This is a genomic window from Bradyrhizobium sp. th-b2, assembly GCF_000426785.1.
Classification (GTDB): domain Bacteria; phylum Pseudomonadota; class Alphaproteobacteria; order Rhizobiales; family Xanthobacteraceae; genus Bradyrhizobium; species Bradyrhizobium septentrionale.
In genome coordinates this window covers 179,866-205,337 of sequence record NZ_AUGA01000006.1, presented here as the reverse complement: position 1 = coordinate 205,337, position 25,472 = coordinate 179,866, and the positions used below count along the sequence as shown (strand labels likewise).

The 25,472-nt window shown below is 65.2% G+C and carries 23 protein-coding genes and 1 pseudogene; 16 read left to right on the top strand and 8 right to left on the bottom strand.

Annotated elements, in window-relative coordinates:
• Positions 1-25 precede the first annotated feature (25 nt).
• Positions 26-460 (top strand): VOC family protein, encoded by a 435-nt coding sequence (locus K359_RS0112040; protein ID WP_029079574.1) that lies wholly within the window; start codon positions 26-28, stop codon positions 458-460.
• Positions 461-517: 57 nt separating this feature from the next.
• Here K359_RS0112040 and secA read toward each other — a convergent pair whose 3' ends face one another.
• Complete coding sequence (secA, locus tag K359_RS0112035) at positions 518-3,382, bottom strand: preprotein translocase subunit SecA (RefSeq protein ID WP_029079573.1); 2,865 nt, start codon at positions 3,380-3,382, stop codon at positions 518-520.
• A gap of 369 nt (positions 3,383-3,751) precedes the next feature.
• Between secA and K359_RS0112030 the strand changes: the two genes are divergently transcribed.
• From K359_RS0112030 to K359_RS0112020, 3 genes are all read left to right on the top strand, one after another.
• The gene (locus K359_RS0112030; protein ID WP_029079572.1) at positions 3,752-4,681 is read left to right on the top strand and encodes a peptidylprolyl isomerase; all 930 of its coding nucleotides are present in this window, start codon (positions 3,752-3,754) and stop codon (positions 4,679-4,681) included.
• A gap of 156 nt (positions 4,682-4,837) precedes the next feature.
• A complete protein-coding gene (argJ, locus tag K359_RS0112025; protein ID WP_029079571.1) occupies positions 4,838-6,079 on the top strand; it encodes a bifunctional glutamate N-acetyltransferase/amino-acid acetyltransferase ArgJ in 1,242 nt (413 codons plus the stop codon).
• Positions 6,080-6,271: 192 nt separating this feature from the next.
• The gene (locus K359_RS0112020; protein ID WP_029079570.1) at positions 6,272-6,682 is read left to right on the top strand and encodes a (deoxy)nucleoside triphosphate pyrophosphohydrolase; all 411 of its coding nucleotides are present in this window, start codon (positions 6,272-6,274) and stop codon (positions 6,680-6,682) included.
• Between the two features lie 283 nt (positions 6,683-6,965).
• Here the strand turns inward: K359_RS0112020 and K359_RS0112015 are convergent, their stop codons facing one another.
• Positions 6,966-7,808 (bottom strand): methyltransferase domain-containing protein, encoded by an 843-nt coding sequence (locus K359_RS0112015; protein WP_029079569.1) that lies wholly within the window; start codon positions 7,806-7,808, stop codon positions 6,966-6,968.
• A gap of 78 nt (positions 7,809-7,886) precedes the next feature.
• Here K359_RS0112015 and K359_RS0112010 point away from each other — a divergent pair, with 78 nt between their 5' ends.
• The 5 genes from K359_RS0112010 to K359_RS0111985 all read left to right on the top strand — a co-directional run bounded on the left by K359_RS0112010 (position 7,887) and on the right by K359_RS0111985 (position 10,929).
• Positions 7,887-8,696 carry a ComF family protein gene (locus K359_RS0112010; RefSeq protein ID WP_029079568.1) on the top strand — a complete coding sequence of 270 codons (810 nt, stop codon included), beginning with the start codon at positions 7,887-7,889 and terminating at the stop codon, positions 8,694-8,696.
• Between the two features lie 29 nt (positions 8,697-8,725).
• Positions 8,726-8,998 carry a glutaredoxin 3 gene (grxC, locus tag K359_RS0112005; RefSeq protein WP_029079567.1) on the top strand — a complete coding sequence of 91 codons (273 nt, stop codon included), beginning with the start codon at positions 8,726-8,728 and terminating at the stop codon, positions 8,996-8,998.
• Entirely contained in the window at positions 8,998-9,876 is an 879-nt protein-coding gene (locus tag K359_RS0112000) for a carbon-nitrogen hydrolase family protein (RefSeq protein ID WP_029079566.1), read from the top strand. Before grxC ends, K359_RS0112000 begins: the two co-directional genes overlap by 1 nt.
• Complete coding sequence (locus K359_RS51740; protein WP_035976481.1) at positions 9,873-10,358, top strand: DUF1178 family protein; 486 nt, start codon at positions 9,873-9,875, stop codon at positions 10,356-10,358. The genes K359_RS0112000 and K359_RS51740 overlap by 4 nt, the downstream gene beginning before the upstream one ends.
• 130 nt (positions 10,359-10,488) lie before the next feature.
• Positions 10,489-10,929 carry an EamA family transporter gene (locus K359_RS0111985; protein WP_029079565.1) on the top strand — a complete coding sequence of 147 codons (441 nt, stop codon included), beginning with the start codon at positions 10,489-10,491 and terminating at the stop codon, positions 10,927-10,929.
• A 64-nt stretch (positions 10,930-10,993) separates the two neighbouring features.
• Here the strand turns inward: K359_RS0111985 and K359_RS0111980 are convergent, their stop codons facing one another.
• From K359_RS0111980 to K359_RS0111970, 3 genes are all read right to left on the bottom strand, one after another.
• A complete protein-coding gene (locus K359_RS0111980) occupies positions 10,994-11,893 on the bottom strand; it encodes a DMT family transporter (RefSeq protein WP_029079564.1) in 900 nt (299 codons plus the stop codon).
• 184 nt (positions 11,894-12,077) lie between these two features.
• Complete coding sequence (ubiG, locus tag K359_RS0111975) at positions 12,078-12,830, bottom strand: bifunctional 2-polyprenyl-6-hydroxyphenol methylase/3-demethylubiquinol 3-O-methyltransferase UbiG (RefSeq protein WP_029079563.1); 753 nt, start codon at positions 12,828-12,830, stop codon at positions 12,078-12,080.
• Positions 12,831-12,844: 14 nt separating this feature from the next.
• Positions 12,845-13,312, bottom strand: coding sequence for a PH domain-containing protein (locus K359_RS0111970; RefSeq protein WP_029079562.1), 468 nt, complete (start codon positions 13,310-13,312; stop codon positions 12,845-12,847).
• Between the two features lie 220 nt (positions 13,313-13,532).
• Here K359_RS0111970 and K359_RS0111965 point away from each other — a divergent pair, with 220 nt between their 5' ends.
• The 3 genes from K359_RS0111965 (at position 13,533) to prfA (ending at position 18,669) form a co-directional block, all read left to right on the top strand.
• A complete protein-coding gene (locus K359_RS0111965) occupies positions 13,533-14,786 on the top strand; it encodes an aspartate kinase (RefSeq protein ID WP_029079561.1) in 1,254 nt (417 codons plus the stop codon).
• Between the two features lie 478 nt (positions 14,787-15,264).
• Positions 15,265-17,532, top strand: a complete 2,268-nt coding sequence (ptsP, locus tag K359_RS0111960) for a phosphoenolpyruvate--protein phosphotransferase (RefSeq protein ID WP_029079560.1) — start codon at positions 15,265-15,267, stop codon at positions 17,530-17,532.
• A gap of 57 nt (positions 17,533-17,589) precedes the next feature.
• Entirely contained in the window at positions 17,590-18,669 is a 1,080-nt protein-coding gene (gene prfA / locus K359_RS0111955) for a peptide chain release factor 1 (RefSeq protein WP_029079559.1), read from the top strand.
• A gap of 66 nt (positions 18,670-18,735) precedes the next feature.
• On the opposite strand, the gene K359_RS0111950 is transcribed toward prfA, so the two are convergent.
• A complete protein-coding gene (locus K359_RS0111950; protein ID WP_029079558.1) occupies positions 18,736-19,203 on the bottom strand; it encodes a MarR family winged helix-turn-helix transcriptional regulator in 468 nt (155 codons plus the stop codon).
• 145 nt (positions 19,204-19,348) lie between these two features.
• The gene (locus tag K359_RS0111945) at positions 19,349-19,789 is read right to left on the bottom strand and encodes a hypothetical protein (RefSeq protein WP_245284581.1); all 441 of its coding nucleotides are present in this window, start codon (positions 19,787-19,789) and stop codon (positions 19,349-19,351) included.
• Between the two features lie 288 nt (positions 19,790-20,077).
• On the opposite strand from K359_RS0111945, the pseudogene K359_RS51735 reads away from it, so the two are divergent.
• The 4 genes and pseudogenes from K359_RS51735 to K359_RS0111925 all read left to right on the top strand — a co-directional run bounded on the left by K359_RS51735 (position 20,078) and on the right by K359_RS0111925 (position 24,977).
• A pseudogene (locus K359_RS51735) lies at positions 20,078-21,432 on the top strand (substrate-binding protein).
• 103 nt (positions 21,433-21,535) lie between these two features.
• Positions 21,536-22,411, top strand: a complete 876-nt coding sequence (locus K359_RS0111935; protein WP_029079556.1) for a branched-chain amino acid ABC transporter permease — start codon at positions 21,536-21,538, stop codon at positions 22,409-22,411.
• Positions 22,412-22,425: 14 nt separating this feature from the next.
• Positions 22,426-24,282, top strand: coding sequence for an ATP-binding cassette domain-containing protein (locus tag K359_RS0111930; protein ID WP_029079555.1), 1,857 nt, complete (start codon positions 22,426-22,428; stop codon positions 24,280-24,282).
• Complete coding sequence (locus tag K359_RS0111925) at positions 24,279-24,977, top strand: ABC transporter ATP-binding protein (RefSeq protein ID WP_029079554.1); 699 nt, start codon at positions 24,279-24,281, stop codon at positions 24,975-24,977. The genes K359_RS0111930 and K359_RS0111925 overlap by 4 nt, the downstream gene beginning before the upstream one ends.
• 15 nt (positions 24,978-24,992) lie before the next feature.
• Here the strand turns inward: K359_RS0111925 and K359_RS0111920 are convergent, their stop codons facing one another.
• A complete protein-coding gene (locus tag K359_RS0111920) occupies positions 24,993-25,418 on the bottom strand; it encodes an HIT family protein (protein ID WP_029079553.1) in 426 nt (141 codons plus the stop codon).
• Positions 25,419-25,472: the final 54 nt, after the last annotated feature.

The window sequence follows — 25,472 nt, the reverse complement described above, 5'->3', positions numbered from 1 at the left end:
CCACAGATAGCGAGGACACCCCGTCATGCCTTCGATCACGCCCTTCCTCTGGCTCGACAACAACGTCCGCGATGCGGTCGCGTTCTACAAATCGGTGTTTCCGAACGCCGAGATCGAGACCGTCAGCGACTTCATGGCGAGTTTTGAGCTCGAGGGGCAGCGGTTCTACGCGCTCAATGGCGGGCCGCAGCACAAGTTCAACGAGGCGGTGTCTTTCTTCCTCAGCGTCGAGACCCAGCAGCAGGTGGATTACTATTGGAACAAGCTCACCGATGGCGGCCAGGGATCACGCTGCGGCTGGCTCAAGGACCGCTTCGGCCTGTCCTGGCAGGTGATCCCGTCAGCGCTGAGCCGCTACCTCAGCGACCCCGACCGCATCAGGGCCGACCGCGTCATGCAGGCGATGCTGAAGATGCAGAAGATCGTGATCGCCGATCTCGACAGGGCCTACGCGGGCTGAGGGCGAAGCGCCTCGACGGGCGGGCCAATCGCCCGCCGCGTCTGTGCCTGCGGCGGCTTACGCGTACCTTCCGTGGCAGTGCTTGTACTTCTTGCCTGAGCCGCAGGGGCAGTCCTCGTTGCGGCCGACCTTGCCCCAGCTTGTGGGGTTGTTCGGATCACGGTCGGCGGCGGACATTGCCGGCGCCAGCGAGGCCTGGGCGTAGGTGGCTTCGGTCAGGCGGGCCTGGGCGAACTCGTCCTCGCCGGTGTTGGGATCGAGCTTGTGCGCTTCCATCGGCGGCAACGGCTGCGCCGGCTCCTCCGGCGGGACGATCTCGACCCGCATCAATTGCGCGGTGACCGCCTCGCGCAGATGCGCGCTCATCTCCTGGAACAGGTTGAACGCTTCGGTCTTGTACTCCTGCAACGGATCGCGCTGACCGTAGCCGCGCAGGCCGATCACCTGGCGCAGATGGTCGAGCATGATCAGGTGCTCGCGCCAGAGATGGTCCAGCGTCTGCAGCAGGATGGTCTTCTCGACGTAGCGCATCACGTCGGGCCCCCATTGCGCGACCTTCGCCGCCATGCGCTCGTCGACATGGTTCTCGATGCGGTTGAGCAGCTCCTCGTCGGCGATGCCCTCTTCCTTGGCCCATTCGTCGACCGGCAGGTCGACATCGAGCACGCGCTTGAGCTCTTCCTTGAGGCCCGCGGTGTCCCACTGCTCGGCATAGGCATGCTCAGGGATATGCTTGGTGACCACGTCCTCGACGAAGGCGTGGCGCATGTCGGTCACGGTCTCGACCACGCTGTCGTCCTTCATCAGGTCGACGCGTTGGTCGAAGATCACCTTGCGCTGGTCGTTCTGGACGTTGTCGAACTTCAAGAGGTTCTTGCGGATGTCGAAGTTGCGCGCCTCGACCTTCTGCTGCGCCTTCTCGAGCGCCTTGTTGATCCAGGGATGGATGATCGCCTCGCCTTCCTGCAGGCCGAGCCGCTGCAGCATGCTGTCGAGCCGGTCGGAGCCGAAGATGCGCATCAGATCGTCTTCCAGCGACAGGAAGAATTTCGAGCGGCCGGGATCGCCCTGACGGCCGGAACGGCCGCGCAGCTGGTTGTCGATGCGGCGGGATTCGTGACGCTCGGAGCCGATGATGTAGAGGCCGCCCGGCTTCTTCACGGTCTTGGCGGGCTTGTTGCCCTTGGCGGGCTCGACCTCGAAATCCTCTTCCGCCTTCAGCACGAGTTCGCGGAAGCGCTCGATGTCGGCCTTGATCAGCTCGATCTTCTTGGCCTTCTCGGCCTCGTCGGTGATTCCTCCGGTCTCCTGCTGGATCCGCATATCGAGCGAGCCGCCGAGCTTGATGTCGGTGCCGCGGCCGGCCATGTTGGTCGCGATCGTGATCGCGCCCGGCACGCCGGCTTCCGCGACGATATAGGCTTCCTGCTCGTGGAAGCGCGCGTTCAGCACCGCGAACAGCTTTGCCGGCTTGCCGGCGCGGGCCGCGGCGTAAAGCTTCTCCATGCCGGATTCGGCGCCGAAGTCGATCTGCTTGTAGCCGTGCTTCTTGAGATACTCGGCCAGCACTTCCGATTTCTCGATCGACGCCGTGCCGACCAGCACCGGCTGCAGCCGCTTGTTGGCGCGCTCGATCTCGGCAAGGATTGCGGCGTATTTCTCGTTCTGGGTGCGGTAGACCTCGTCGTCCTCGTCGAGACGCGCCACCGGCAGGTTGGTCGGGATCTCGACGACCTCGAGCTTGTAGATGTCGAACAGTTCGTCGGCTTCGGTCAGCGCCGTGCCGGTCATGCCGGACAGCTTCTGGTACATCCGGAAATAGTTCTGGAAGGTGATCGAGGCCAGCGTCTGGTTCTCGGGTTGGACCGTGACGTGCTCCTTGGCCTCCAGCGCCTGGTGCAGGCCTTCCGAATAGCGGCGGCCCTGCATCATGCGGCCGGTGAACTCGTCGATGATGACGACCTCGTCGTCGCGGACGATGTAGTCCTTGTCGCGGGTGAACAGCGTGTGCGCACGCAGCGCCTGGTTGACGTGATGCACGACGGAGACGTTCTCGACGTCGTACAGCGACTCGCCCTTGAGCTGGCCGGCGTCGCGCAGCAAGTTCTCGAGCTTCTCCATGCCGCCTTCGGTCAACGTCACCGTGCGCTGCTTCTCGTCGACCTCGAAATCGGCGACCTTGGTCAGCAGCGGCATGAAGGTGTCGATGGTATTGTAGAAATCCGACCGGTCGTCGAGCGGACCGGAGATGATCAGCGGCGTGCGCGCCTCGTCGATCAGGATGGAGTCGACTTCGTCGACGATCGCGTAGAAGTGCTCGCGCTGGACCATGTCCTCCAGGCGATACTTCATGTTGTCGCGCAGATAGTCGAAGCCGTATTCGTTGTTGGTGCCGTAGGTGATGTCGCAGGCATAGGCCGCCTTGCGCTCGGCATCGTCGAGGCCGTGCACGATCACGCCGGTGGTCAGCCCCAGGAACGAGTAGATCTGGCCCATCCAGCCGGAGTCGCGGCGGGCGAGGTAGTCGTTGACGGTGACGACATGGACGCCCTTGCCGGCGAGCGCGTTGAGATAGACCGCGAGCGTCGCGACCAGCGTCTTGCCTTCGCCGGTCTTCATCTCGGCGATGTCGCCCTCGTGCAGCACCATGCCGCCGATCAGCTGAACGTCGAAATGGCGCTGGCCGAGCGTCCGCTTGGCCGCCTCCCGCACCGTGGCGAAGGCCGGAACCAGGAGGTCGTCGAGCGTCTTGCCGCCGGCGAGCTGCTGCTTGAATTCGGCGGTGCGCCCCTTGAGCTCGTCGTCGGAGAGCTTGATCAACTCGGGCTCGAGCGCGTTGATGGCGTTGACGCGGGACTGATAGCCCTTGACCCGACGGTCGTTGGATGAGCCGAAAAACTTGCGGGCGAGCGCGCCGATCATGCGAAATTCCTGTTCTTCGGTCTTGAGTTAGGTATCGAATTTAGGTCTTGGATTACAGCCCTGAGATGGTCCGCCAGATCGCCTATCAACTCACCGTGACGCGCTCCGGTTCGAGCCCCGACCCGGGGCTCCTCCGCCAATTGAGTGGGAAACAGGCCATCCTGGGTTCAACGGCGAAAAACGCAGCAAAATAAGCGCTCTCACCGTCGACACGGTTGGCCAGAGATATGGCCCGCTTGGGGGGTTGTCAACGCTGGCAAGATGTCAAGGAATTCATCATTTTGACAAGACTTTCGCGTTGCCAATGTAACACGATTGGGCGAGTGTCCGCCCCGCTCGAGCTCCCCCCCTTTGAGACAAGGATTTTGCATGACCACCTCGCCTCCGGAAACCAAAACCGGCCTGCGCCTCGGCCTCGCCACCCTGGCCGCCACGGGCTGTCTTGTCGCAGTGCTGGCTGCCGGCCTTCCGGTCCGCGCCGCGGAATCCGACCCGGTGCTGGCGAAGGTCAACGGTTCCGAGATCCATGCCAGCGACGTGGCGCTCGCCGAGGAGGAACTCGGCCCGAGTCTGGCCCAGATGGACCCCGCGACCAAGAAAGACAACGTGCTGTCGTTCCTGATCGACATGAAGATCGTGTCCAAGGCCGCCGAGGACAAGAAGATCGAGAACAACGAGGACTTCAAGAAGCGCCTCGCCTTCACCCGCAACCGCCTGTTGATGGACAGCCTGCTTGCCAGCGAGGGCAAGGCGGCGACCACCGACGACGCCATGAAGAAGGTCTATGACGAGGCCGCCAAGCAGATCACCGGCGAGCAGGAGGTGCGCGCCCGCCACATCCTGGTCGAGACCGAGGACGAGGCCAAGGCGATCAAGGCCGAGCTCGACAAGGGCGCCGACTTCGCCGAGCTCGCCAAGAAGAAGTCCAAGGATCCCGGCGCCTCCGACGGCGGCGACCTCGGTTTCTTCACCAAGGAGCAGATGGTGCCGGAATTCTCCGCGGTCGCCTTCTCGCTCGAGCCGGGCAAGATCTCCGATCCGGTCAAGTCGCAGTTCGGCTGGCACATCATCAAGGTCGAGGAAAAGCGCAGCCGCAAGGCGCCCGACTTCGAGCAGGTGAAGGCCCAGATCGAGACTTATGTGACCCGCAAGGCCCAGGCCGACTACGTCGCCAAGCTGCGCGAGGCCGCCAAGGTCGAGCGCACGGACAAGCCGGCCGACGCGGCCACCCCGCCCGCCGATGCGGCCAAGGATGCGCCGAAGCCTGCCGACAACAAGATGGCGCCGGCGAAGAAGTAAGCTTCGCTAAGCCAACAGTTTCGATGTGCGATGGCCGGGCTCGTCCCGGCCATTTGCTTTTCAGGGGTGCATTCGATTGATCGCGTCGCAGCCCTCTCCCGCTTCGGCCTGCGAGATGATAAGCAGCGCTTCCCTCCCCGTAGCCGGAAGCGCCTCATGTCCACCGCCGTCTCCCCCCTCGCCCCGCCCGACGTTCCCGAGATGCCCGTGATCGCGGGTGTGCGGCTTGCGACCGCTGCCGCCGGCATCCGCTACAAGGGGCGTACCGACGTGCTGCTCGCGCTGCTGGACAAGGGCACCACGGTGGCCGGCGTGTTCACCAAGTCGAAATGCCCGTCGGCGCCAGTCGAATGGTGCCGTGCCAAGCTGAAGGGCGGCAATGCACGCGCGCTGGTGGTCAATTCCGGCAACGCCAACGCCTTCACCGGCAAGACCGGCAAGGCGTCCACCACGCTGACCGCGCAGATCGCGGCGAAGGCGGTCGGCTGTTCGACCTCGGAGGTGTTGCTTGCCTCGACCGGCGTGATCGGCGAGCCGCTCGACGCCACCAAGTTCGACGGCGTGCTGGCGCAGCTCACGGAGGCCGCGACGGCCGATCGCTGGATGGACGCCGCCAAGGCGATCATGACCACCGACACCTTCCCGAAGGTCGCGACCGCGACCGTGAAGCTCGGCAAGGCCAAGGTGACGATCAACGGCATGGCCAAGGGCGCCGGCATGATCATGCCGGACATGGCGACCATGCTGTCGTTCATCTTCACCGACGCGCCGCTGTCGGCCTCGGTGCTGCAATCGCTGCTCAAGACCGGCGTCGAGGACACCTTCAATGCGCTGACCATCGACGGCGACACCTCGACCTCGGACACGCTGCTGGCGTTTGCAACCGGCGCTGCTGCCGCCAACGGCGCGCCGAAGATTTCGCGCGCCAGCGACCCGCGCCTGAAGGCCTTCACCAAGGCGTTCCAGCAGATCCTCGCCAATTTGTCCGAGCAGGTGGCGCGCGACGGCGAAGGTGCGCGCAAGCTGGTCGAGGTCGTAGTCGAGGGCGCAACGACAAAACCGTCGGCGCGCAAGATTGCGATGTCGATCGCCAATTCGCCGCTGGTGAAGACCGCGATCGCCGGCGAGGACGCCAATTGGGGCCGCGTGGTGATGGCGGTCGGCAAGGCCGGCGAGCCCGCCAACCGCGACAAGCTCTCGATCTCCTTCAACGGCATCCGCGTCGCCAAGAGCGGCGCGCGCGATCCGTCCTACGATGAGAAAGAGGTGTCGGAGGCGATGAAGGCGCCGAAGATCCAGATCAAGGTCGCGCTCGGCCTCGGCAAGGCTAGAGACCGCGTGCTGACCTGCGACCTCACCAAGGAATACGTCGCGATCAACGGCGATTACAGGTCGTAAGCATCGCCTTCATCGCGAGGAGCTCGCGACAAGCTTGCAAAGCAATTTTACGCTGAAGCGACGACCTGTCCGCCGTAGCTTTAGCGAAGGCGGAAGCAATCCATCTGTCCGCGCGTGCAGAGAGATGGATTGCTTTGCTTCGCTCGCAATGACAGAATCTCCGCCAACACCGCATCTGGACCTTGGCCCCGCATGGCTGACATCAAGCTGACCCTCGTCGTCGCCTGCGCGCTGGTTGATGCCGACAAGCGCGTGCTGCTGGCGCAGCGCCCCGAAGGCAAGGCGCTGGCCGGCCTGTGGGAATTTCCGGGCGGCAAGATCGAGCCGGGCGAGCGGCCGGAACAGACGCTGATCCGCGAGCTGCATGAGGAGATCGGCATCACCGTGAGCGAGCCGTGCCTCGCGCCGCTGACCTTCGCCAGCCACGCCTACGAGACCTTCCATCTGCTGATGCCGCTCTACATCTGCCGGCGCTGGGAGGGCATGGTCGTGGCGCGCGAGGGCCAGAACCTCGCCTGGGTACGCGCCAACAAGCTGCGCGACTACCCGATGCCGCCCGCGGACATCCCGCTGCTGCCACATCTGATCGATTTGTTGTTGTGATCTTCTTCGCCTCTCCGCTTGCGAGGGAGGCGCGCTGCCAAAATATCGAAAACAACCCCATGCAAAGTAACCGGCGGTGGCCGGCGTTCGACCAGGGTTACTTGACACGTCGGGCAACTCACGGATACTCTTCCAATATTCCGAAATCGCGCAGACGCACGCTCGCCCCAGAGCGTATGGCATTTGCGTGCTTCCACAAGCGACGTGTCCAAGTCGTCATGACCGATAGCCATATGCGATAGCCCTGTCCGCAAGCGGAGAGGGGCCGTGGCACAGTGCGTCCCTAACGCTTACTTCCCTTCACCGCCGCTTCCAGACTCGCCTTCGCCGAGCCCGGCCGCAGCGGTTTCGGCTGGCTGTCATGCGGTGCCCAGCCGGACAGCCAGACGATGTCGAAGGTGGCGCGGATGCGGCCGTCGGGATCGCCGAAACGTTCGCCATAAATTTGCGCCATGCGCAGCATGGTGGCGCGGCGGGTCGGGGAGTGACGGCGCTCGCGCAGCACATTGGTGGCACCCATGCGCCTGAGATCAGCCATCAGCGCGAACGCGCTGGCGTAGCGCACCACGACGCGGTCGACGTCGGTGACCGGCAGCGCAAAGCCTGCCCGCTGCAACAGCGCGCCGATGTCGCGCAGATCGGCGAACGGCGCGACGCGCGGCGACACCCCGCCCTCGCATTCGGCCTCCGCCGCGGCAAAACTCTGCCTGAGCTCGGTCAGCGTGTCGCCGCCGAGCATCGCGGCGAGCAAGAGCCCGTCCGGCTTCAGCGCGCGCCGGATCTGCGCCAGCACGCCCGGCAGGTCGTTGACGAACTGGAAGGCGAGCGCGGAGACCGCTAGATCGCGCGACTCCGGCGGCAGGCCGAGCGACTCCGCCTCAGCAAAGCCGATCGTATCGACCGAGGCGACCCGCACGCGCAAGGCGTCCGCAAGCCCGTCGCCCGGCGTCCAGACGTCGACGCCTGAGGAAAAGCTGCGTGACACCGCCTGCAAGCGGTCCGCCATGTCCTCCGTGGCGCGCTCGAGCAGAAATGTCGCCGCCCCCTCGCGCCCCGCGCGCGCAAGCCGCGCACCGAGCAAGGCGCGATCGAACAGAATGGGAGCAGTTGCCGGGGTCGGTGCCATGCCCGCTCGTTACGCCGGACCGCGGTCGCAGGCAATGCGCCTTGAGCCTGCGCTGCCCAAACGCTAGCCTCGTCCGCCATGGACGCCGAGACATCACCCCCACGCTCCATTACCGGTCACTTCCAGCGCGCGCTCGGCGCGGTCGGGGGCGCGTGGCTGCGCACCGCGCGGCTCATGCTCGACATCGCATTGCCGACGCTGTGCGTGTCCTGCCGCGAGCCGGTTCATGGCGAGGGCGTCTGCGCGGCGTGCTGGGCCAAATTGTCGTTCATCGCACAGCCGTTCTGCCCACGGCTCGGCATTCCCTTCGTCTACGATCCCGGGCCCGAATTGCTGTCGATGGAGGCGATCGCCAATCCGCCGTCCTACCAGCGTGCCCGCGCCGCGGTGCGCTATGACGACGTCGCACGCACGCTGGTGCACGCGTTGAAATACCAGGATCGCACCGATCTGGCGCCAACAATGGGCCGCTGGATGGCGCGCGCGGGGAAGGAATTGCTGGAGGAGGCCGACATGCTGGTGCCGGTTCCCCTGCACTGGCGGCGCGGCTGGAGCCGGCGCTACAACCAGTCCGGCGCGCTCGCCAAGGCGATCGCGCGCCAGAGCGGCGTCAAAATGGTCTCCGAGGCGCTGCGGCGCGTCCGCGCCACCGAGCAGCAGATCGGACTGTCGCGCAAGGACCGCGCCAGCAATGTGCAGGGCGCATTCGGGGTCGCCGCCGAACGCAAGGCTGACATCCAGGGCCGCCGCGTGATCCTGGTCGACGACGTCCTCACCTCGGGCGCTACAGTCGATGCCTGCGCTCGGGCGCTGCTGCGGGCCAAGGCGTCGCAGGTCGACGTGCTGGTGTTTGCCCGGGTTGTCGATACCCACCGCGCTCCCATATAATCTCGTATTCTGGTTCAACCGAGCGCACCATGACCGCCGACATCGAAATCTACACCCGTCCGGGTTGCGGTTATTGCACCGCGGCCAAATCGCTTTTGACGCGCAAGAACGCCGCGTTCACCGAATTGAGCGTCGCCAGCAACCCGGCCTATCGCGACGAGATGTACAACCGGGCTGGGGCCGGCACGACCTTTCCGCAGATCTTCATCGGCAAGACCCATGTCGGCGGCTGCGACGAGCTCTACGCACTCGACCGCGAAGGCAAGCTCGACGGCCTGCTCAGCAACGGAGGCGGCGCCTGATGGCCGATAGCACAACCTTCACCGCCGCCATGGTGCAGATGCGCACCGGACTGCTGCCGGAGCCGAGCCTGGAGCAGGGCACGCGGCTGATCCGCGAGGCCGCGGCGCAGGGCGCCAATTATGTGCTGACGCCTGAGGTCAGCAACATGATGCAGCTGAACCGCAAGGCGCTGTTCGAGCACTTAGCGAGCGAAGAGGACGACAAGTCGCTGAAGGCCTACCGCGCACTCGCCGCCGAATTGAAGATCCATCTGCATATCGGCTCGCTGGCGCTGCGCTACTCGCCGGAGAAGGCGGTCAACCGTTCGTTCCTGATCGGGCCCGAGGGCAATCAGCTCGCGAGCTACGACAAGATCCACATGTTCGATATCGATCTGCCGGGCGGCGAGAGCTATCGCGAATCGGCCAATTACCAGCCGGGCGAGACCGCCGTGATCTCCGACCTGCCGTGGGGCCGGATCGGACTGACGATCTGCTACGACGTGCGTTTCCCAGCGCTCTATCGCGCGCTGGCCGAGGCCGGTGCCTCCTTCCTCACGGTGCCCTCCGCCTTCACCCGCAAGACCGGCGAGGCGCATTGGCACACGCTGCTGCGCGCCCGTGCCATCGAGACCGGATGCTTCGTGTTCGCCGCGGCGCAGGCCGGCCTGCATGAGAACAAGCGCGAGACCTTCGGGCATTCGCTGATCATCGACCCCTGGGGCGAGATCCTCGCCGAGGGCGGCGTCGAGCCGGGCGTGTTCCTGGCCGAGATCGATCCCGCCAAGGTCGAGACCGCGCGAAAGACCATCCCCTCGCTGCAGCACGGCAGGCGTTTCGGCATCGCCGACCCCAAGGCCGGCCCGGAACATCTGCACCTGGTCCGGGGTTCGGCATGATCCGCTACACGCTGCGCTGCGAGCACGGCCATCAGTTCGAGAGCTGGTTCCAGAGCTCGTCGGCCTATGAATCGCAGGAGCGGCGTCATTTGATCGATTGCCCGGCCTGCGGGTCGAGCAAGGTCGAGCGCGCGATCATGGCGCCGCAGATCATCGGCAAGAAGGGCCGCGAGAAGGCTCAGCCAGCCCCCGCAGCGGCGCCTGCCCCCGCCGAGGCACCCGCACCCGCCAGCGAATCGACGTCGCTGATGATGGCGCAGGAGCGCGAGTTGCGCGCCAAGCTGAAGGAGCTGCGCGACCACATCGTCAAGAACGCCGACAATGTCGGCGAGCGCTTCCCCAACGAGGCGCGCAAGATGCATTACGGCGATATCGAGCATCGGCCGATCTATGGCGAGGCCTCGCCCGAAGAGGCGCGCGCGCTGATCGACGAAGGCGTCGAGGTCTCGCCGCTGCCGACCCTGCCGGAAGATCGGAATTGACGCGCACTGCTTCGCTCTCGTCATTGCGAGGAGCGAAGCGACGAAGCAATCCAGCTTCGCGCTTGTTACGCTATGGATTGCTTCGCCTCGCTCGCAATGACGGGTGGGCTAAACCGGCCGAGCGTCCTGAATGACTCCCGAGACATTTTCTTCCTGGCAGGTCTGGGCGTTTCTTTCGGCCATCTTCGCCGCGCTGACCGCGATCTTCGCCAAGGTCGGCGTCGAAGGCATCAACTCCGATCTTGCCACCCTGATCCGCACCGTGGTCGTGCTGATCACGCTGTCGGCGATCCTGTTCGCAACCGGGCAGTTCACCCAGGCCGGACCGATCTCGGCCAAAAGCTGGCTGTTCCTGCTGCTGTCCGGGCTCGGCACCGGCGCGTCATGGATCTGCTATTTCCGCGCGCTCAAGCTCGGCCCCGCGACGCTGGTGGCGCCGATCGACAAGCTCAGCGTGGTGCTGGTGGCGCTGTTCGGCGCCGTCTTCCTCGGCGAGCGCCCCTCGGCCTATGGCTGGATCGGGATCGCGCTGATCTCGGCCGGCGCGGTGCTGGTTGCCGTCAAAGGCTAATCCATAGCGTTCTCGAGCAAAGTGGCTTACCGGTTCGCGTGAAGAAAACGCGTCAAACAAGAGTCTAAGCAGCGATCAACAAGGCAACGCCAACGACGATCAGGACAATGCCGAACACCTCACGCAGCGAGAACGGCTGCTTGAGCGAGAAATACGCCACGCCCTGCGCGAACAGCACCTCGATCAGCGCCAGCGTGCGCACATTGGCGGCGGCGGTGAGTGCGAAGGCCAAAAACCAGAATTGCGAGGAGAACGCGCCCATGAAGCCCGCGAACATCGAAGGCCGCCACAGGCCGAGGATTTTCCGCAGCACGTCGGGCGCGCGCAGCAACAGATAGACCGACAGGATCAGCGTCTGGACGAACAGGCTCCACATCAGCGTGTAGGAGGCCGCCGTCACGAACGAGACGCCGGGCACGGCAATGATCGCGCCGCGAAAGCTCACCGCCGAGATCGCGAACACCGCGGCGGCGCCGAGGCCGAGCACGGTCGGGCGCAGATCCGCAAAGCTCTTCTGCCCGCCGGGCCGCAGCGCGGTGATGACGACGCCGACGGTGGCGATCACCATCGCGATCACCTTGGGCGTCGTGAGATGATCGCCGAGGAAGATGAAGCCGAAGATCGCGGTCTGGATCGCCTCGGTCTTCATGTAGGCCGTGGTCACCACGAAGGAGCGGTCGTTCATCGCCAGCAGCATGAAGCCGGTGCCGACGATCTGACTCAGCGCGCCGGAGAGCAGCCACGGCCAGAACGACGCCGCAGGCCACGGCACGGCATCGCCGGTCAGCAGCACCGCCAGCGCGAAGAACACCACCGAGAACGGCAGGCCGAACAGGAAGCGGATATTGGTCGCGCCCCAGGTGCCGAGCGGCCCGGTCAGATGCCGCTGCATCGCATTGCGCGCCACCTGCCCGAAGGCAGCGACGATGGTGAAGGGGATCCAGAGCGAGGCGATCGTGAGCATGCGGGATAAGGGAAGTGTGCCGGGGCGAGAGTACGCGCGCAGCGTGCCCGGCGCGGCTGACGTGGTCAACTGACGCGCCGCATACATGCTCGTAACGCGGACCTCGCCCCCAAGATGAGCCGGTGGTTATGGGTCCCTGCTTTCGCAGGGACGACACCTATCGTGTGGCCGAGACCCTCGCCTCTCACACCTCCTCCGCCACCACCATGTAGTTCACGTCCATGTCGGACGAGACGCTCCATTTGTCGGCGATCGGGTTGTAGACCACGCCGGCCTGTTCGGTGACGGTGAGGTTGACGTCGCCGAGATAACGTTCGAGCTCGGCGGGGGTAACGAACTTGCCCCAGTCATGGGTGCCGCGCGGCAGCCAGCGCAGCACATATTCGGCGCCGACGATCGCCAGCGCGAAGCTCTTCCAGTTGCGGTTCAGGGTCGAGACCACCATCAGCCCGCCGGGCTTGAGCATCGCCGTGCAGCGCTTGATGAAGGCGCCGACATCGACGACATGCTCGACCACCTCCATCGCCAGCACGATGTCGAAGCGCTCGCGTACGTCCATGTCCTCGATCGTGGTGCAGCGGTAGTCGATCGACAGATGGCCCTTGTCGGCGTGCAGCTTGGCCGCGGATATGTTGGTGGCGGATGGATCGATCCCGATCACCTGGGCGCCGAGCCGGGTGAACGGCTCGCACAGCAGCCCGGCGCCGCAGCCGATGTCGAGCAGGCGCAGCCCGGACAGGCAGTTCAGGCTCTTGGCGTTGCGCTCGAACTTGCGGCAGGCGGCGTCGCGGATATAGGTCAGGCGAAGCGGATTGATCTTGTGCAGCGGCGCCATCTTGCCGCGCGGATCCCACCATTCATCCGACAGTTTCGAGAACTTCGCGACCTCGGCCGGATCGACCGAGTTGGCGGAGGCATTGGAAAGCGTTGTGGCCATGATTGCGCGCGCCCCTATCGCGCGGTGATCGAATTGCGGAACGATAGCGGCGAGGCGATGGTCTTGATGGTTTCGATGCCCTCGCCGACGCCGCGAATGGTGACGTCGCCATAATTGAGCAGCCGCCCCATGATGCTCTGGTTGACGTCGACGCTCTCGACCTTGTCGAGGCTCATCTCGAAGGTGCGGCGCTTGATGAAGCCGCTCTTGTGCACCACGCGGAAATTGGTGACGTCGGTTTCCGTGGTCCAGCGATGGAACCAGGCCGTGACGCTCCAGTAGAGTGCCGCAACCGCGACCACGGCAGCGGCCGCGAGGCAAGCCAGCGTGAGGCCGTCGACCGCCGTCATCCGCGACAGGATCAGCAGCACCAGCACCACAATCCAGGCCCCGATCGCCGGCAGATAGAACATCCAGTGCGCGTTGGTGGAATACAGCACCTTCTCGCCAGGCTGCAGGATTTCGTCGATGTAACGCCCCATCCGATCCGCCTTCGAATTACCCTCGCGCTACCCTTGCGTTACCCTCGCGCAACAGCCCGCCCGCAACCGGTAAAAACACCCCAAAAGACCCTCCAGGGACCCCCAGGAAGCGGCTTGCCCCCGGGCGCGGCGCTATGTATACGCGCCTTTCGGTCCCCGCGCTTGCGGTTTTCGGCGTGGGTTAACCTACTTATCCTCTTAAAGGAATAGACGCGTCGTCATGGGCCGCCTCGTGATGAAATTCGGCGGTACGTCCGTCGCCAATATCGATCGCATCCGCAATGTCGCGCAGCATGTGAAGCGCGAGGTCGACGCGGGCCACGAGGTCGCCGTCGTCGTCTCCGCGATGTCCGGCAAGACCAACGAACTGGTCGGCTGGTGCACCGACGCCTCGCCGATGCACGACGCCCGCGAATATGACGCGGTGGTCGCCTCCGGCGAGCAGGTCACCTCCGGGCTGCTCGCGATCGTGCTGCAGGGTATCGGCATCCAGGCGCGCTCCTGGCAGGGCTGGCAGATCCCGATCAAGACCTCGGACGCGCATGCTTCGGCGCGCATCCTCGATATCGACGGCACCGAGATCATCACCCGCTTCAAGGAGCGCCAGGAGGTCGCGGTGATCGCCGGCTTCCAGGGCATCAATCCGCAGACCGGCCGCATCACCACGCTCGGCCGCGGCGGTTCGGACACCTCGGCGGTGGCGATCGCGGCCGCGCTGCGTGCCGACCGCTGCGACATCTACACCGACGTCGACGGCGTCTACACCACCGATCCCCGCGTGGTGCCGAAGGCGCGCCGGCTCGACAAGATCGCGTTCGAGGACATGCTGGAGCTGGCCTCGCAGGGCGCCAAGGTGCTGCAGGTTCGCTCGGTGGAGCTCGGCATGGTGCACAACATGCCGATCTTCGTGCGCTCCAGCTTCGACAAGCCTGAGGATATCGACCCGCACGGCACGCCGCCGGGCACGCTGATCTGCAGCGAGGAGGAAATCATGGAAATGCACGTCGTCACCGGCATCGCCTTCTCCAAGGACGAAGCCCAGATTTCCGTGCGCCAGATCGAGGACAAGCCCGGCGTGGCCGCGGCGATCTTCGGGCCGCTCGCGGATGCCAACATCAATGTCGACATGATCGTGCAGAACGTGTCCGAGGACGGCAAGACCACCGACCTCACCTTCACCGTTCCGGCCACCGACTATAACCGCGCCAAGGACACGATCACCTCCGCCAAGGCCAAGATCGGCTACATCAGGCTCGACACCGCGACCGACGTCGCCAAGGTCTCGGTGATCGGCAGCGGCATGCGCAGCCACGCCGGCGTCGCGGCGAAGGCGTTCAAGGCACTGGCCGAGCGAAACATCAACATCCGCGCCATCACCACCTCCGAGATCAAGTTCTCGGTCCTGATCGACGCCGCCTACACCGAACTCGCGGTGCGCACGCTGCACACACTGTACGGGCTGGATCAGGCGTAGGGGTTACCGCGGACCAGCGGCGGACGGAGCTCCATCCGCTGTCATTTCCCGGTGCGCAATTGCGCACCTGAGCGCGTGCGGAGCACGAGCCCGGAATCCACCGGGCCGCGGATTCCGTGGGAAAATCGATTCCGGGCTTTCGCTTCGCAAGCCCCGGGGAATGACGGAGGAGAGAGCACGGGATACCCTCCAGTACCCCCGTCCCGGAGTTAGAATTTCTCTTAGCGGGCGCAGCATTGAGCTGACGCAGACGTTATTTGCTACTGGCAGGCGTTTTGCTTGGCAAAGCGAGCCTCGATTGGCTATACGGCCAGTCAGGTGGGCTGTCGCAAACTGTGGCACAGTTTCAGCGATCCCGAATCGGCGGGAACTGGCGCGAGCGGCGACGCCGAATGACTAAAATTGTTGGTTTTGACGAGTTTTGCGCCAGCGGCCGGCCGGCCCGGTGCGCCGGCCTCGTGGGGAGGGATTGAAGCATATGCGGAGCGCGTCGGGAGGCCCCCGCATCCTGTTGAGACGGCTCCGCGAAACCATGGCGGAGCAAGTCTCCGCCCAGGAGCGCCTCGACAAGATCGTGGTGCTGATCGCGGCCAATATGGTGGCCGAGGTCTGCTCCTGCTACGTGCTGCGCGTCGACAACACGCTCGAACTCTACGCCACCGAAGGTCTGAACCGCGACGCCGTGCACCGCACCGTGATGAGCGCGCATGAGGGCCTGGTCGGCCTCGTCGCCAGCGAGGCGACGCCGCTCAATTTGTCCGACGCGCAAAGCCATCCGGCCTTCGCCTACCGCCCGGAGACCGGCGAAGAGGCCTACCACTCGTTCCTCGGCGTGCCGATCCTGCGCGCCGGCAACACGCTCGGCGTGCTGGTGGTGCAGAACCGCGCCAAGCGCACCTATGTCGAGGAAGAAGTCGAGGCGCTGCAGACCACCGCCATGGTGCTGGCGGAGATGATCGCCTCCGGCGAGCTTGCTGCGCTGGCCCAGCCCGGCGCCGAGCCAGCCGCGCGGCACTCGCTGCACAAAACCGGCGCAGTGCTCTCCGACGGCATCGCGCTCGGCCATGTCGTGCTGCACGAGCCGCGCGTCGTCATCACCAACTACATCGCCGAGGATCTGCCGAAGGAGGTCAAGCGGCTCGACACCGCGCTGGCCAATCTGCGCGCCGATCTCGACCGCATGCTGGAGCGCGGCGACGTCGCCGAGGGCGGCGAGCACCGCGAGGTGCTGGAAGCCTATCGCATGTTCGCCAACGACCAAGGCTGGTCGCACAAGCTGCATGAGGCGGTCGCCACCGGCCTCACCGCGGAGGCCGCCGTCGAACGCGTGCAGTCCGATACCCGCGCGCGCATGCTGCGCTCGACCGATCCCTATCTGCGCGACCGCCTGCACGACCTCGAGGATCTCGGCCATCGCCTGATGCGGCAATTGGTCGGCCAGGACCATGCGCCGTCGCGCGAGCAGCTGCCCGACAACGCCATCCTGATCGCCCGCGCGATGGGTCCCGCGGCGCTGCTCGACTACGACCGCAAGCGGCTGCGCGGCCTGGTGCTGGAGGAAGGCACTGCGAACTCCCACGTCTCGATCGTGGCGCGCGCGCTCGGCATTCCCGCGGTCGGCGAGGTGCCGAACGCGCCCGGCATCGCCGATCCGGGCGACGCCATCATCGTCGACGGCATCTCCGGCGAGATCTATGTCCGTCCCTCGGCCGAGATCGAATCGGCCTACGCCGAGCGCGTCCGCTTCCGGGCGCGGCGGCAGGCGCAATATTCGGCGCTGCGCGACAAGGCCTGCGTGACCAAGGACGGCCAGCCGATCGAGCTTCTGATCAATGCCGGCCTGACCATCGACCTGCCGCATATCGACGACACCGGCAGCGCCGGCATCGGCCTGTTCCGCACCGAACTGCAGTTCATGGTGAGCCCGAGCCTGCCGCGCTCGAGCGACCAGCTCGCGCTGTACCGCACCGTGCTCGACGCCGCCGGCACCAAGCCCGTCACTTTCCGCACGCTCGACATCGGCGGCGACAAGGCGCTGCCCTATATGGAGACCGTGGTCGAGGAAAATCCCGCGCTCGGCTGGCGCGCGATTCGGCTCGGCCTCGACCGCCCCGGCCTGCTGCGCGGCCAGATCCGTGCGCTGTTGCGCGCCGGCGGCGGCCGCGCGCTGAAGATCATGTTCCCGATGATCTCCGACGTCGCCGAGTTCGACCAGGCCAAGGCGATCGTCGAGCGCGAGCTGACCTATCTGCGCCAGCATGGCCATTCGCTGCCCGAGCGAATCGATATCGGCACCATGGTGGAAGTGCCGGCCCTGCTCTACCAGCTCGACGAGCTCTTGAAGAAGGTCGACTTCGTCTCGGTCGGCTCCAACGACCTGTTCCAGTTCCTGTTTGCGGTCGACCGCGGCAACGCCAAGGTCTCCGAGCGCTTCGACACCCTGTCGGCGCCGATCCTGCGCGCGCTGCGCGACATCGTGCGCAAGGCCAAGGTTGCGAAGAAAGCCGCCTCGCTGTGCGGAGAGATGGCCTCGAAACCGATCGGCGCGCTGGCGCTGATCGCGCTTGGCTACCGTTCGCTTTCATTGTCAGCAACTGCGCATGGCCCGGTCAAGGCGATGATCCTCGACCTCGACGCCACGAAGGCGGAGGCGATGATCAATCCGCTGCTCGACGCGCCGGTTGGCAGCGTGTCGATCCGCGCGGCGCTGACGAAATTTGCGGAAACCGAGGGGCTGGCCTTGTAGCGACGCTGTCGTCGCCGCTGCCGCCCTTTCGCGCCTCCCGCAATTCGAGACTTCAACATGCTACCCGAAGCCAAACTCGACGTCCTGCTCACCCATCACGCCTCGCTCGAAGCCGAGCTGCTCGGCCAGGTCAACTCCGAGCGCTATGTGCAGATCACGCGCGAGCTCGCCGAGCTCAATCCGTTGATCGACGCGGTGAAGCTCTATCGCTCCGCCCGCTCGGAGCTCGCCGATACCGAGGCGATGCTGGCGGATGCGGGGACTGACGCCGAGATGCGCAGCATGGCGGAAGCCGAGCTGGAAACGCTGCAGGCGCGCATCGGCGAGCTCGAGCAGAATATCCGGATCGCGCTGTTGCCCAAGGACGCGATGGATGACCGCAACGTGGTGCTGGAAATCCGTGCCGGCACCGGCGGCGACGAGGCCTCGCTGTTCGCCGGCGACCTGTTCCGGATGTATGAGCGCTTCGCCGGCCTGCAGGGCTGGAAGGTCGAGGTGATCTCGGCGAGCGAAGGCACCGTCGGCGGCTTCAAGGAAATCATCGCCGAGGTGCAGGGCCGCGGCGCCTTCGCCAAGCTGAAATTCGAATCCGGCGTACACCGCGTGCAGCGCGTGCCCGACACCGAAACGCAGGGCCGCATCCACACCTCGGCCGCGACCGTCGCGGTGCTGCCGGAAGTCGAGGACGTCGACGTCGACATCAAGAACGACGATCTGAGGATCGAGACCATGCGCGCGGGCGGCGCCGGCGGTCAGCACGTCAACAAGACCGAATCGGCGATCCGCATCACCCATCTTCCGACCGGCATCGTGGTGATGATGCAGGACAGCCGCTCGCAGCACAAAAACCGGGCATCGGCGATGAACATCCTGCGTTCGCGCATTTATGACGCCGAGCGCCAGCGTGTCGAGGCCGCGCGCTCCGCCGACCGCAAGGAGAAGGTCGGCTCCGGCGACCGCTCGGAGCGCATCCGCACCTATAACTTCCCGCAAGGGCGAGTCACCGACCACCGCATCAATCTGACGCTCTACAAGCTGCCGCAGGTGATCGCGGGCGAGGCACTTGGCGAACTGATCGATGCGCTGACCACCGAGCACCAGGCCGCGCAGCTCGCGGCGCAGGGCGCGGCGGCTTGAGAACGCGATTTATTGTTCGCGCATGATCTCTTCGGAAAACCGCTGCGCACTTTTCCGGATCATGCGCTAGCGTTTTTGCGACTGCCTGAAGTGGCGCAGGATCTTGCCGAGCGCCGGACCGGCCGTGGTCAGCTCCTCGAGGTGAATCTTCGACAGCGCTTGCAGCTTGCGCTCGCCCTGCGCTGTCAGCGTCACCAGAACACGCCGGCCGTCGGCGGCGTCGACCGCCCGCGTCAGCAGCCCGAGCTTCGTCATCCGGTTGACCAGCTCGACCGCGGTGTGATGGCGGATCAGCAAATAGCGGGCGATATCGCCGACAGTGGTTGGCTCTTCGCCGGAGAAGCCCTTGATGGCGAGCAGCGCCTGATGCTGCTGCGGCGTCAACCCGGCCTGCTGGGCTGCCTGTTCGCTGAACGCAAGGAAGCTGCGCAGCTGGTGGCGAAACCGCGCCAGCGCCGGGTAATCGACCGTCGCGGCCGCGACGCTACGCTTTGCGGTCGCGGCCGGCGCGCGCCGCTGCTTCGATTGAGGCATTCGCTGGTCTTGCTCCAGGCTCGCTCCGCCGGACGGCAGGAGCCGTGCGACACTATCAAGCCCGGGCCCGGCGGACCATCCTACCTCACGCCCTTGCACTCATGTTTTCAACGGTTTGACGGTCGAGCGGCACGGCCGGGCGGCATCACGGCTGCGGCCAGTGATCGTAGCTCGAACTCAAGATCTTCAGCAGCACGATCTGGAACGCGACCGGAATCCGTGGGCTCCGGCGGCGGATCGACTTCTCCAGCGCCTCGGTGATCTCGTTCTTGGTGAGATGCCCGGCCGAGGCACGCTCGACCAGATCACCCCAGACCTCCGACAGCGATTTGCCGGTATGATGCGGCGCCGGGATCGATATCCCGCGCGTCTCGGCCCAATCGATGATCTCGCGCATGGTTTGCTGTCCGCAGTTTCGCGCGGTCGCAAGATGGCGCGCCGTGAGCAGGCGAAGCAGATCGTCCGGCGGCGTCCAGCCCAGCTTTGGCGGCACTTCGTCGAGCAGCTCGGCCGACAACTCCTTCAGAACGTTGATCGCGCGGATGCTCAGGCTGCTCGACTGCTCAGCGCCGCCGTCCTCGGTCACGGCGCGCTCTCCGGGATTTCCGGTGCGACTTGAAGGCTCGTGGATCATCGCCTCTCACTACAGGACCCGCACCCGGGCGGTAAACCCAGCTATATCGTATTCCGACATTAATTCTATCGTAGACCGATATGATTCGACGAAAGGCGACATTGACTAAATATGCCGGTGGGGAATTGTAGCTGCGACGGGCTGCTCCATCGCAGCCGGCGCATCCAGCCGCCGATCGATCCGATCCGGCGGCCAGTGAGCATGCGCGCCAAAAATCATATAATTGGAGGATAGTGAGCGATGAGCACCAAGGATTTCCTGCCGCGCAGAGCACTGAACGTCTCGCGTCGCACCCTGCTGCAGGCCGGTGCCGGCCTGATCGGCGGCACCGTGCTGCCGGCCTCGATCACGTCGCGGGCATTCGCCGAGGATCATCCGGCGATCGGGACATTTCCCGCCGGCTCGGCCGGCTCCTCGGCCTTCATCGGCATCTCGGTCCCGCGCACAGGCACCTATGCGGTGCAGGGCGAGGATGAGCTCAAGGGCTATCAGCTCGCGATCGAGCACATCAACAGCGGTCACGAGTTGATCAAGAAGATCTCGCCGAAGACCTCAAAGGGCGTGCTCGGCAAGGAACTGAAGTTCGGCGTCGCGGATTCCGCGGCGAAGCCGAACGAGGCCGTGCAGGCGCAGCAGCGCTTCATCACCGAGAACAAGGCGGTGATGATCACCGGCGGCACGTCGAGTGCGGTCGCGGTCGCGCTGAACAAGCTGGCGCAGCGCGAGAAGGTGATCTTCGTTTGCGGTATCTCCGGATCGAACGACACCACCGGCAAGGATTGCGTGCGCTACGGTTTCCGCCAGAACTTCTATGGCCAGACCGCTGCCGCTGCAATCGCGCCGGTGCTGATCAAGCAGTTCGGCAAGAACAAGAAGGCCGCCTATCTGACGCCCGACTACACCTATGGCCACACGGTGACCAAGTCGATGCAGGACCGCCTCGCCGAGGCGGGCTGGACCACCACCACCAACCAGGTGTCGCCGCTCGGCGCGCCCGACTATTCGTCGTATCTGCTCAATGTCGCGAATTCCGGCGCCGACGTGCTGATCAACGTCAACTGGGGCCACGACGCCGTGCTGTCGACGCAGCAGGCCAAGCAGTTCGGCGTGCTCGACAAGATGAAGCTCGTGGTGCCCTACCAGGTGCCGTTCATCGCCCGGGAGACCGGCGGCTGATGCAGGGCGTCTACGCCGCGACCGACTATTGGTGGACCATCGAGGACAAGTATCCGCTGGCCAAGATGTTCAACGAGACCTTCGAGAAGAAGTTCGGATACAAACCGGAATGGGGCGCCGAGAACGCCTATGTCAGCTTCGCGCACTGGGCCCGCATGGTCGAGGAAGCCGGCAGTTTCTATCCGCCCGACGTCATCAAGGCCTACGAGAAGGGCGAGACCGTCCCTTCGCTGGTCGGCGACGTGCATTATCGCCCCGAAGATCACCAATGCGTCCGCCCCGTCTTCATCGTCCGCGGCAAGATGGAAAAGGAGATGAAGAACAAGGAGGACTATTACGAGGTGATCGAGATCGTCGCCGGCGACGGCTTGATCCAGAAGCCGGATGCGTTCGGCTGCCATCTCGGCGACTACACCTGATCAACGTGGGACAACTCGGCGCCGTGGGCGGGGCGACCCGACCCGCGGCGCCGCTTTGTGTCGGAACGCATCCTCCATTGACTGGGCCGACTGAACGCACGCCATGATCAACTGGCCAAATTTCGTTTCGCAACTTTTCAACGGACTGGCGCTCGGCGCACTGCTTGCGCTGATCAGCTCCGGGCTGACGATCATCTACGGCACGCTCGGGGTGCTCAATCTCGCCCACGGCGCCATGTTCATGATCGGCGGCTACGCCGGATACGTGACCTATTCCTACACCGGCTCCTTCATTCTCGCCGTGATCGCGGGATCGCTGTTCGTGATGGCGCTCGGCGTCGCGATGGAGCGGATCATCATCCGCCACTTCTACCATCGCCCGCATGAGGACCAGCTGTTGGTCACGTTCGGCCTCGGCATCTGTTTCGTCGAGATCGTGCGGCTGATCTTCACCAGCCAGTCGCAGGTGGTGCCGCCGCCGGCGCTGCTGCAGGGCATCACCTCGATGGGCTTCCTGTTCTACCCGACCTACCGGCTCGCCGTCGTCGGCATCGTCGCGGTCGCGCTCGGCGCGCTGTTCCTGATCCTCTACCGCACCCGGCTCGGCATGATCGTGCGCGCCGGCATCGAGGATTCGGTGATGGTCGATTCGCTCGGCATCAACGTCTACCGCGTCTTCATGATCGTGTTCGGCATCGGTGCGATGGCCGCAGGCTTCGCCGGAATCATCAACGCGCCCGTGGTGTCGCTGACTCCCGGCGTCGGCGACGACATCCTGGTCGAGACCTTCGTGGTGGTGGTGATCGGCGGCGTCGGCTCGTTTCCCGGCGCGATCCTCGGCGGACTGATCGCCGGCGAGATCATCAGCATCACCTCGATGTTCAACCCCGGTTACGCCTACGTCATGCTGTTCGCGGCGATGACGCTCGTGCTCGTGCTCAGACCGCACGGCCTGCTCGGCACGCAGGGCCGCGAATGACGACGGATTTTTAAATGCTGAAACAGCGCCCATACCTGATCGAGTTTCTGACGGCCGCCGGCCTGATCGCCGCGCCCTTCGTGCTGCCGTGGCTCGGCTTCGCACCCAACACGGTGAACCGGATCCTGGTCTGGGGCCTGTTCGGGCTCGGCTTCGACATCCTGTTCGGCTTCACCGGCCTGCTGTCGTTCGGCCAATCGGCCTTCTACGGCACCGGCGGCTTCGTCGCCGCATGGCTGCTGACCCGCGCCGGCTTCCCGAACGTCGTCCTCGCGCTCGTCATCGGCATGATCGCGGCCGCCGCGGCGGGCTATCTGATCGGCCTGATCGCGCTGCGCCGCACCGGCATCTACTTCGCCATGATCACGGTGGCGATCGCGGAGGTGTTCTTCTTCGTCGAGTTCAATCCGCTGTCGGACTTCACCGGCGGCGAGAACGGGCTGCCGGGCGTGCCGACCCCGAGCTTCAATCTCGGCTTCACCACGCTGCACTTCACCACCGGCTGGTCGCTCTACCAGTTCCTGGCGCTGTGCTACTTCATCGGCGTCGTGATCGCGCTACGCATCGTGCGTTCGCCGGTCGGCGCCGTGTTCAACGCGATCAGGGACAATCCGCTGCGCGCGACCGCGGTCGGCCACAACATCCACGGCTACAAGCTGACCGCCTTCGTGATCGCCGCCGCCTATGCCGGATTTGCCGGCGGCCTGCTGGGCGTGCTGCAGGCCTTCATGCCGCCCGACGCGTTCACCTTCGACACCTCTGGGCAGCTCGTGATGCAGACGGCGATCGGCGGCCGCGGCACGCTGTTCGGGCCGCTGGTCGGCGCCGCGGTCTGGCTGTCGCTGCAGGACTTCCTGCAGGCGGCACTCGGGCTCGGCGCGGCCTGGAAGCTCGTGCTCGGCATCGTGTTCGTGCTGCTGGTCTGCTTCCTGCGCCGCGGCATCATCGGCGGCCTCGCCGATCTCTACCGGCTCGTGACCGGACCGCGCCGCACGAGCGAGCCGGACGAGAGCGCGCCGGAGACTGTCGCTGTGACAAGCGAGCGGCGTGCCGCGGCCGCCGCCGCACCGATGCCCGCCCCACCCCGCACGGACAGCAATCCGTCCGGTCCGATCCTCCAGGCCCGGGGCCTGACCAAGCGCTATGGCGGCCTGCTCGCCAACAGCGATATCGACTTCACCGTCAATCATGGTGAGCTGCGCGGCATCATCGGCCCGAACGGCGCCGGCAAATCGACCTTCTTCAAGATGCTGACCTGCGAGGTCCACCCGACCTCGGGCACCATCGTATTTGGCGGCCGCGACATCACCGGGATGAACGTCACCGACGTCTGTCAGCTCGGCCTGACCAAAAGCTACCAGGTCAACCAGCTGTTCGCCGGCCTGACGGTGCGCGAGAACCTGGTGATCGCGGCGCTGTCGGGGCTTCGCGGCAAGTTCAAGCTCGATCTGTTCCGCAGCATCGACAGCATCCCCGGCCTGTCCGAGCGCGTGCAGCAGACGCTCGAGCTGGTCAATCTGACCTCGAGGCCCGATACGCCCGTGTCGGAGCTCGCCTATGGCGAGAAGCGACGGCTCGAGATCGGGCTGGCGCTGGCAACGTCGCCGAGCCTGTTGCTGCTCGATGAGCCCTTGGCCGGCATGAGCCCGCGCGAACGCGTCGAGACCGTGAAGCTGCTGAAGTCGATCAGCCAGGGCCGCACCATGATCATCATCGACCACGACATGGATGCGCTGTTCGAGCTCGCCGAGCGCGTCACCGTGCTGCAGGAGGGCCGCGTACTGGTCGAGGGAACGCCGGAAGAGATCAAGAACAATTCGACCGTCCAGGAGGCCTATCTTGGCGGCGTGCATGGAGTGCTCGCCGCATGAGCCTGCTCGAGGTCAATGGACTGAACAGCTATTACGGGGATTCGCACATCCTGTTCGACGTCTCGATGCGGGTCGAGCGCAACGAGGTGGTGGCGCTGCTCGGCCGCAATGGCGCCGGCAAGAGCACGACGCTGAAGAGCCTGATGGGCGTGGTGACCCCGCGTCGCGGCTCGGTGATGTTCGACGGTGTCGAGATATCCGGCAGGAAGAGCCACAAGATCGCGCAGGCCGGCATGCAGCTGGTCCATGAGGAGCGCCGCATCTTCGGCAGCCTGAGCGTCGAGGAGAACCTCGTGATCGCCGGCCTGACCGCCTCGCAGCGTTGGCCGCTCGCCCGCATCTACGAGATGTTCCCGCGGCTCCGGGAGCGGCGGAGCAATCGCGGCACTGACCTGTCGGGCGGCGAGCAGCAGATGCTGGCGATCGCGCGCGCACTGGTGCGCGATCCGAAGATCATCCTGCTCGACGAGCCGTTCGAAGGACTGGCGCCGGTGATCGTGCGCGACCTGATGAAGGCGTGCCGCGATCTGGCCGAGGCCGGACAGACCATCGTGCTGGTGGAGCAGAACCTCGCCGCAACGCTCGCGCTGGCGCAGCGCATTTACATCATCAACAATGGACACATCGTCCATGAAGGGCCCGCGCAGGAGATCAAGGCGCAGCCAGAGGTCCTGCAGCGCTATCTCGGGGTCTAACCCGCGCCGCTCCGCTCAGCTCGCAAGCGCCGCGATCATGCGTTTGGCATGATCGGCGAGCACAGCCATCTCCTCCTTGCGCGTCTGGGCGGGCAGCAGCGCGACGCCGGCCTTCACCGGCATCACATGCATATGCAAATGGAAGACGACCTGACCGCTGGCGGGTTCGCTGAATTGCTGGATGATGATGCCATCAGCGGAGAACACCTTCATCGCGGCGACGGCGATGCGCTTCGCCGACCGCGCGACGGCGGCAAGATCGTCTTCCGCGATGTCGAGGATTCCGCGCGCGGGCGCTTTCGGAATGACCAGCGTATGTCCGGGCGACCGCGGCATGATGTCGAGAAAGGCAAAGGTCCGGTCGGTTTCATGGACCTTGAAACTCGGCACCTCGCCCCGCAGGATCCTGGCGAAGATGTTCTGGTCGTCATAGCCCGTCATGGTCGTGCGTTCCGGATCGATGCGTTCTAGGCGCCGACCGTGCGCGCCGGCCGC

Bases quoted from the DNA above. Each gene is read 5' to 3' on its own strand.
- K359_RS0112040 (WP_029079574.1), top strand. From the start codon at position 26: ATGCCTTCGATCACGCCCTTCCTCTGGCTCGACAACAACGTCCGCGAT.
- secA (WP_029079573.1), bottom strand. From the start codon at position 3,382: ATGATCGGCGCGCTCGCCCGCAAGTTTTTCGGCTCATCCAACGACCGT.
- K359_RS0112030 (WP_029079572.1), top strand. From the start codon at position 3,752: ATGACCACCTCGCCTCCGGAAACCAAAACCGGCCTGCGCCTCGGCCTC.
- argJ (WP_029079571.1), top strand. From the start codon at position 4,838: ATGTCCACCGCCGTCTCCCCCCTCGCCCCGCCCGACGTTCCCGAGATG.
- K359_RS0112020 (WP_029079570.1), top strand. From the start codon at position 6,272: ATGGCTGACATCAAGCTGACCCTCGTCGTCGCCTGCGCGCTGGTTGAT.
- K359_RS0112015 (WP_029079569.1), bottom strand. From the start codon at position 7,808: ATGGCACCGACCCCGGCAACTGCTCCCATTCTGTTCGATCGCGCCTTG.
- K359_RS0112010 (WP_029079568.1), top strand. From the start codon at position 7,887: ATGGACGCCGAGACATCACCCCCACGCTCCATTACCGGTCACTTCCAG.
- grxC (WP_029079567.1), top strand. From the start codon at position 8,726: ATGACCGCCGACATCGAAATCTACACCCGTCCGGGTTGCGGTTATTGC.
- K359_RS0112000 (WP_029079566.1), top strand. From the start codon at position 8,998: ATGGCCGATAGCACAACCTTCACCGCCGCCATGGTGCAGATGCGCACC.
- K359_RS51740 (WP_035976481.1), top strand. From the start codon at position 9,873: ATGATCCGCTACACGCTGCGCTGCGAGCACGGCCATCAGTTCGAGAGC.
- K359_RS0111985 (WP_029079565.1), top strand. From the start codon at position 10,489: ATGACTCCCGAGACATTTTCTTCCTGGCAGGTCTGGGCGTTTCTTTCG.
- K359_RS0111980 (WP_029079564.1), bottom strand. From the start codon at position 11,893: ATGCTCACGATCGCCTCGCTCTGGATCCCCTTCACCATCGTCGCTGCC.
- ubiG (WP_029079563.1), bottom strand. From the start codon at position 12,830: ATGGCCACAACGCTTTCCAATGCCTCCGCCAACTCGGTCGATCCGGCC.
- K359_RS0111970 (WP_029079562.1), bottom strand. From the start codon at position 13,312: ATGGGGCGTTACATCGACGAAATCCTGCAGCCTGGCGAGAAGGTGCTG.
- K359_RS0111965 (WP_029079561.1), top strand. From the start codon at position 13,533: ATGGGCCGCCTCGTGATGAAATTCGGCGGTACGTCCGTCGCCAATATC.
- ptsP (WP_029079560.1), top strand. From the start codon at position 15,265: ATGCGGAGCGCGTCGGGAGGCCCCCGCATCCTGTTGAGACGGCTCCGC.
- prfA (WP_029079559.1), top strand. From the start codon at position 17,590: ATGCTACCCGAAGCCAAACTCGACGTCCTGCTCACCCATCACGCCTCG.
- K359_RS0111950 (WP_029079558.1), bottom strand. From the start codon at position 19,203: ATGCCTCAATCGAAGCAGCGGCGCGCGCCGGCCGCGACCGCAAAGCGT.
- K359_RS0111935 (WP_029079556.1), top strand. From the start codon at position 21,536: ATGATCAACTGGCCAAATTTCGTTTCGCAACTTTTCAACGGACTGGCG.
- K359_RS0111930 (WP_029079555.1), top strand. From the start codon at position 22,426: ATGCTGAAACAGCGCCCATACCTGATCGAGTTTCTGACGGCCGCCGGC.
- K359_RS0111925 (WP_029079554.1), top strand. From the start codon at position 24,279: ATGAGCCTGCTCGAGGTCAATGGACTGAACAGCTATTACGGGGATTCG.
- K359_RS0111920 (WP_029079553.1), bottom strand. From the start codon at position 25,418: ATGACGGGCTATGACGACCAGAACATCTTCGCCAGGATCCTGCGGGGC.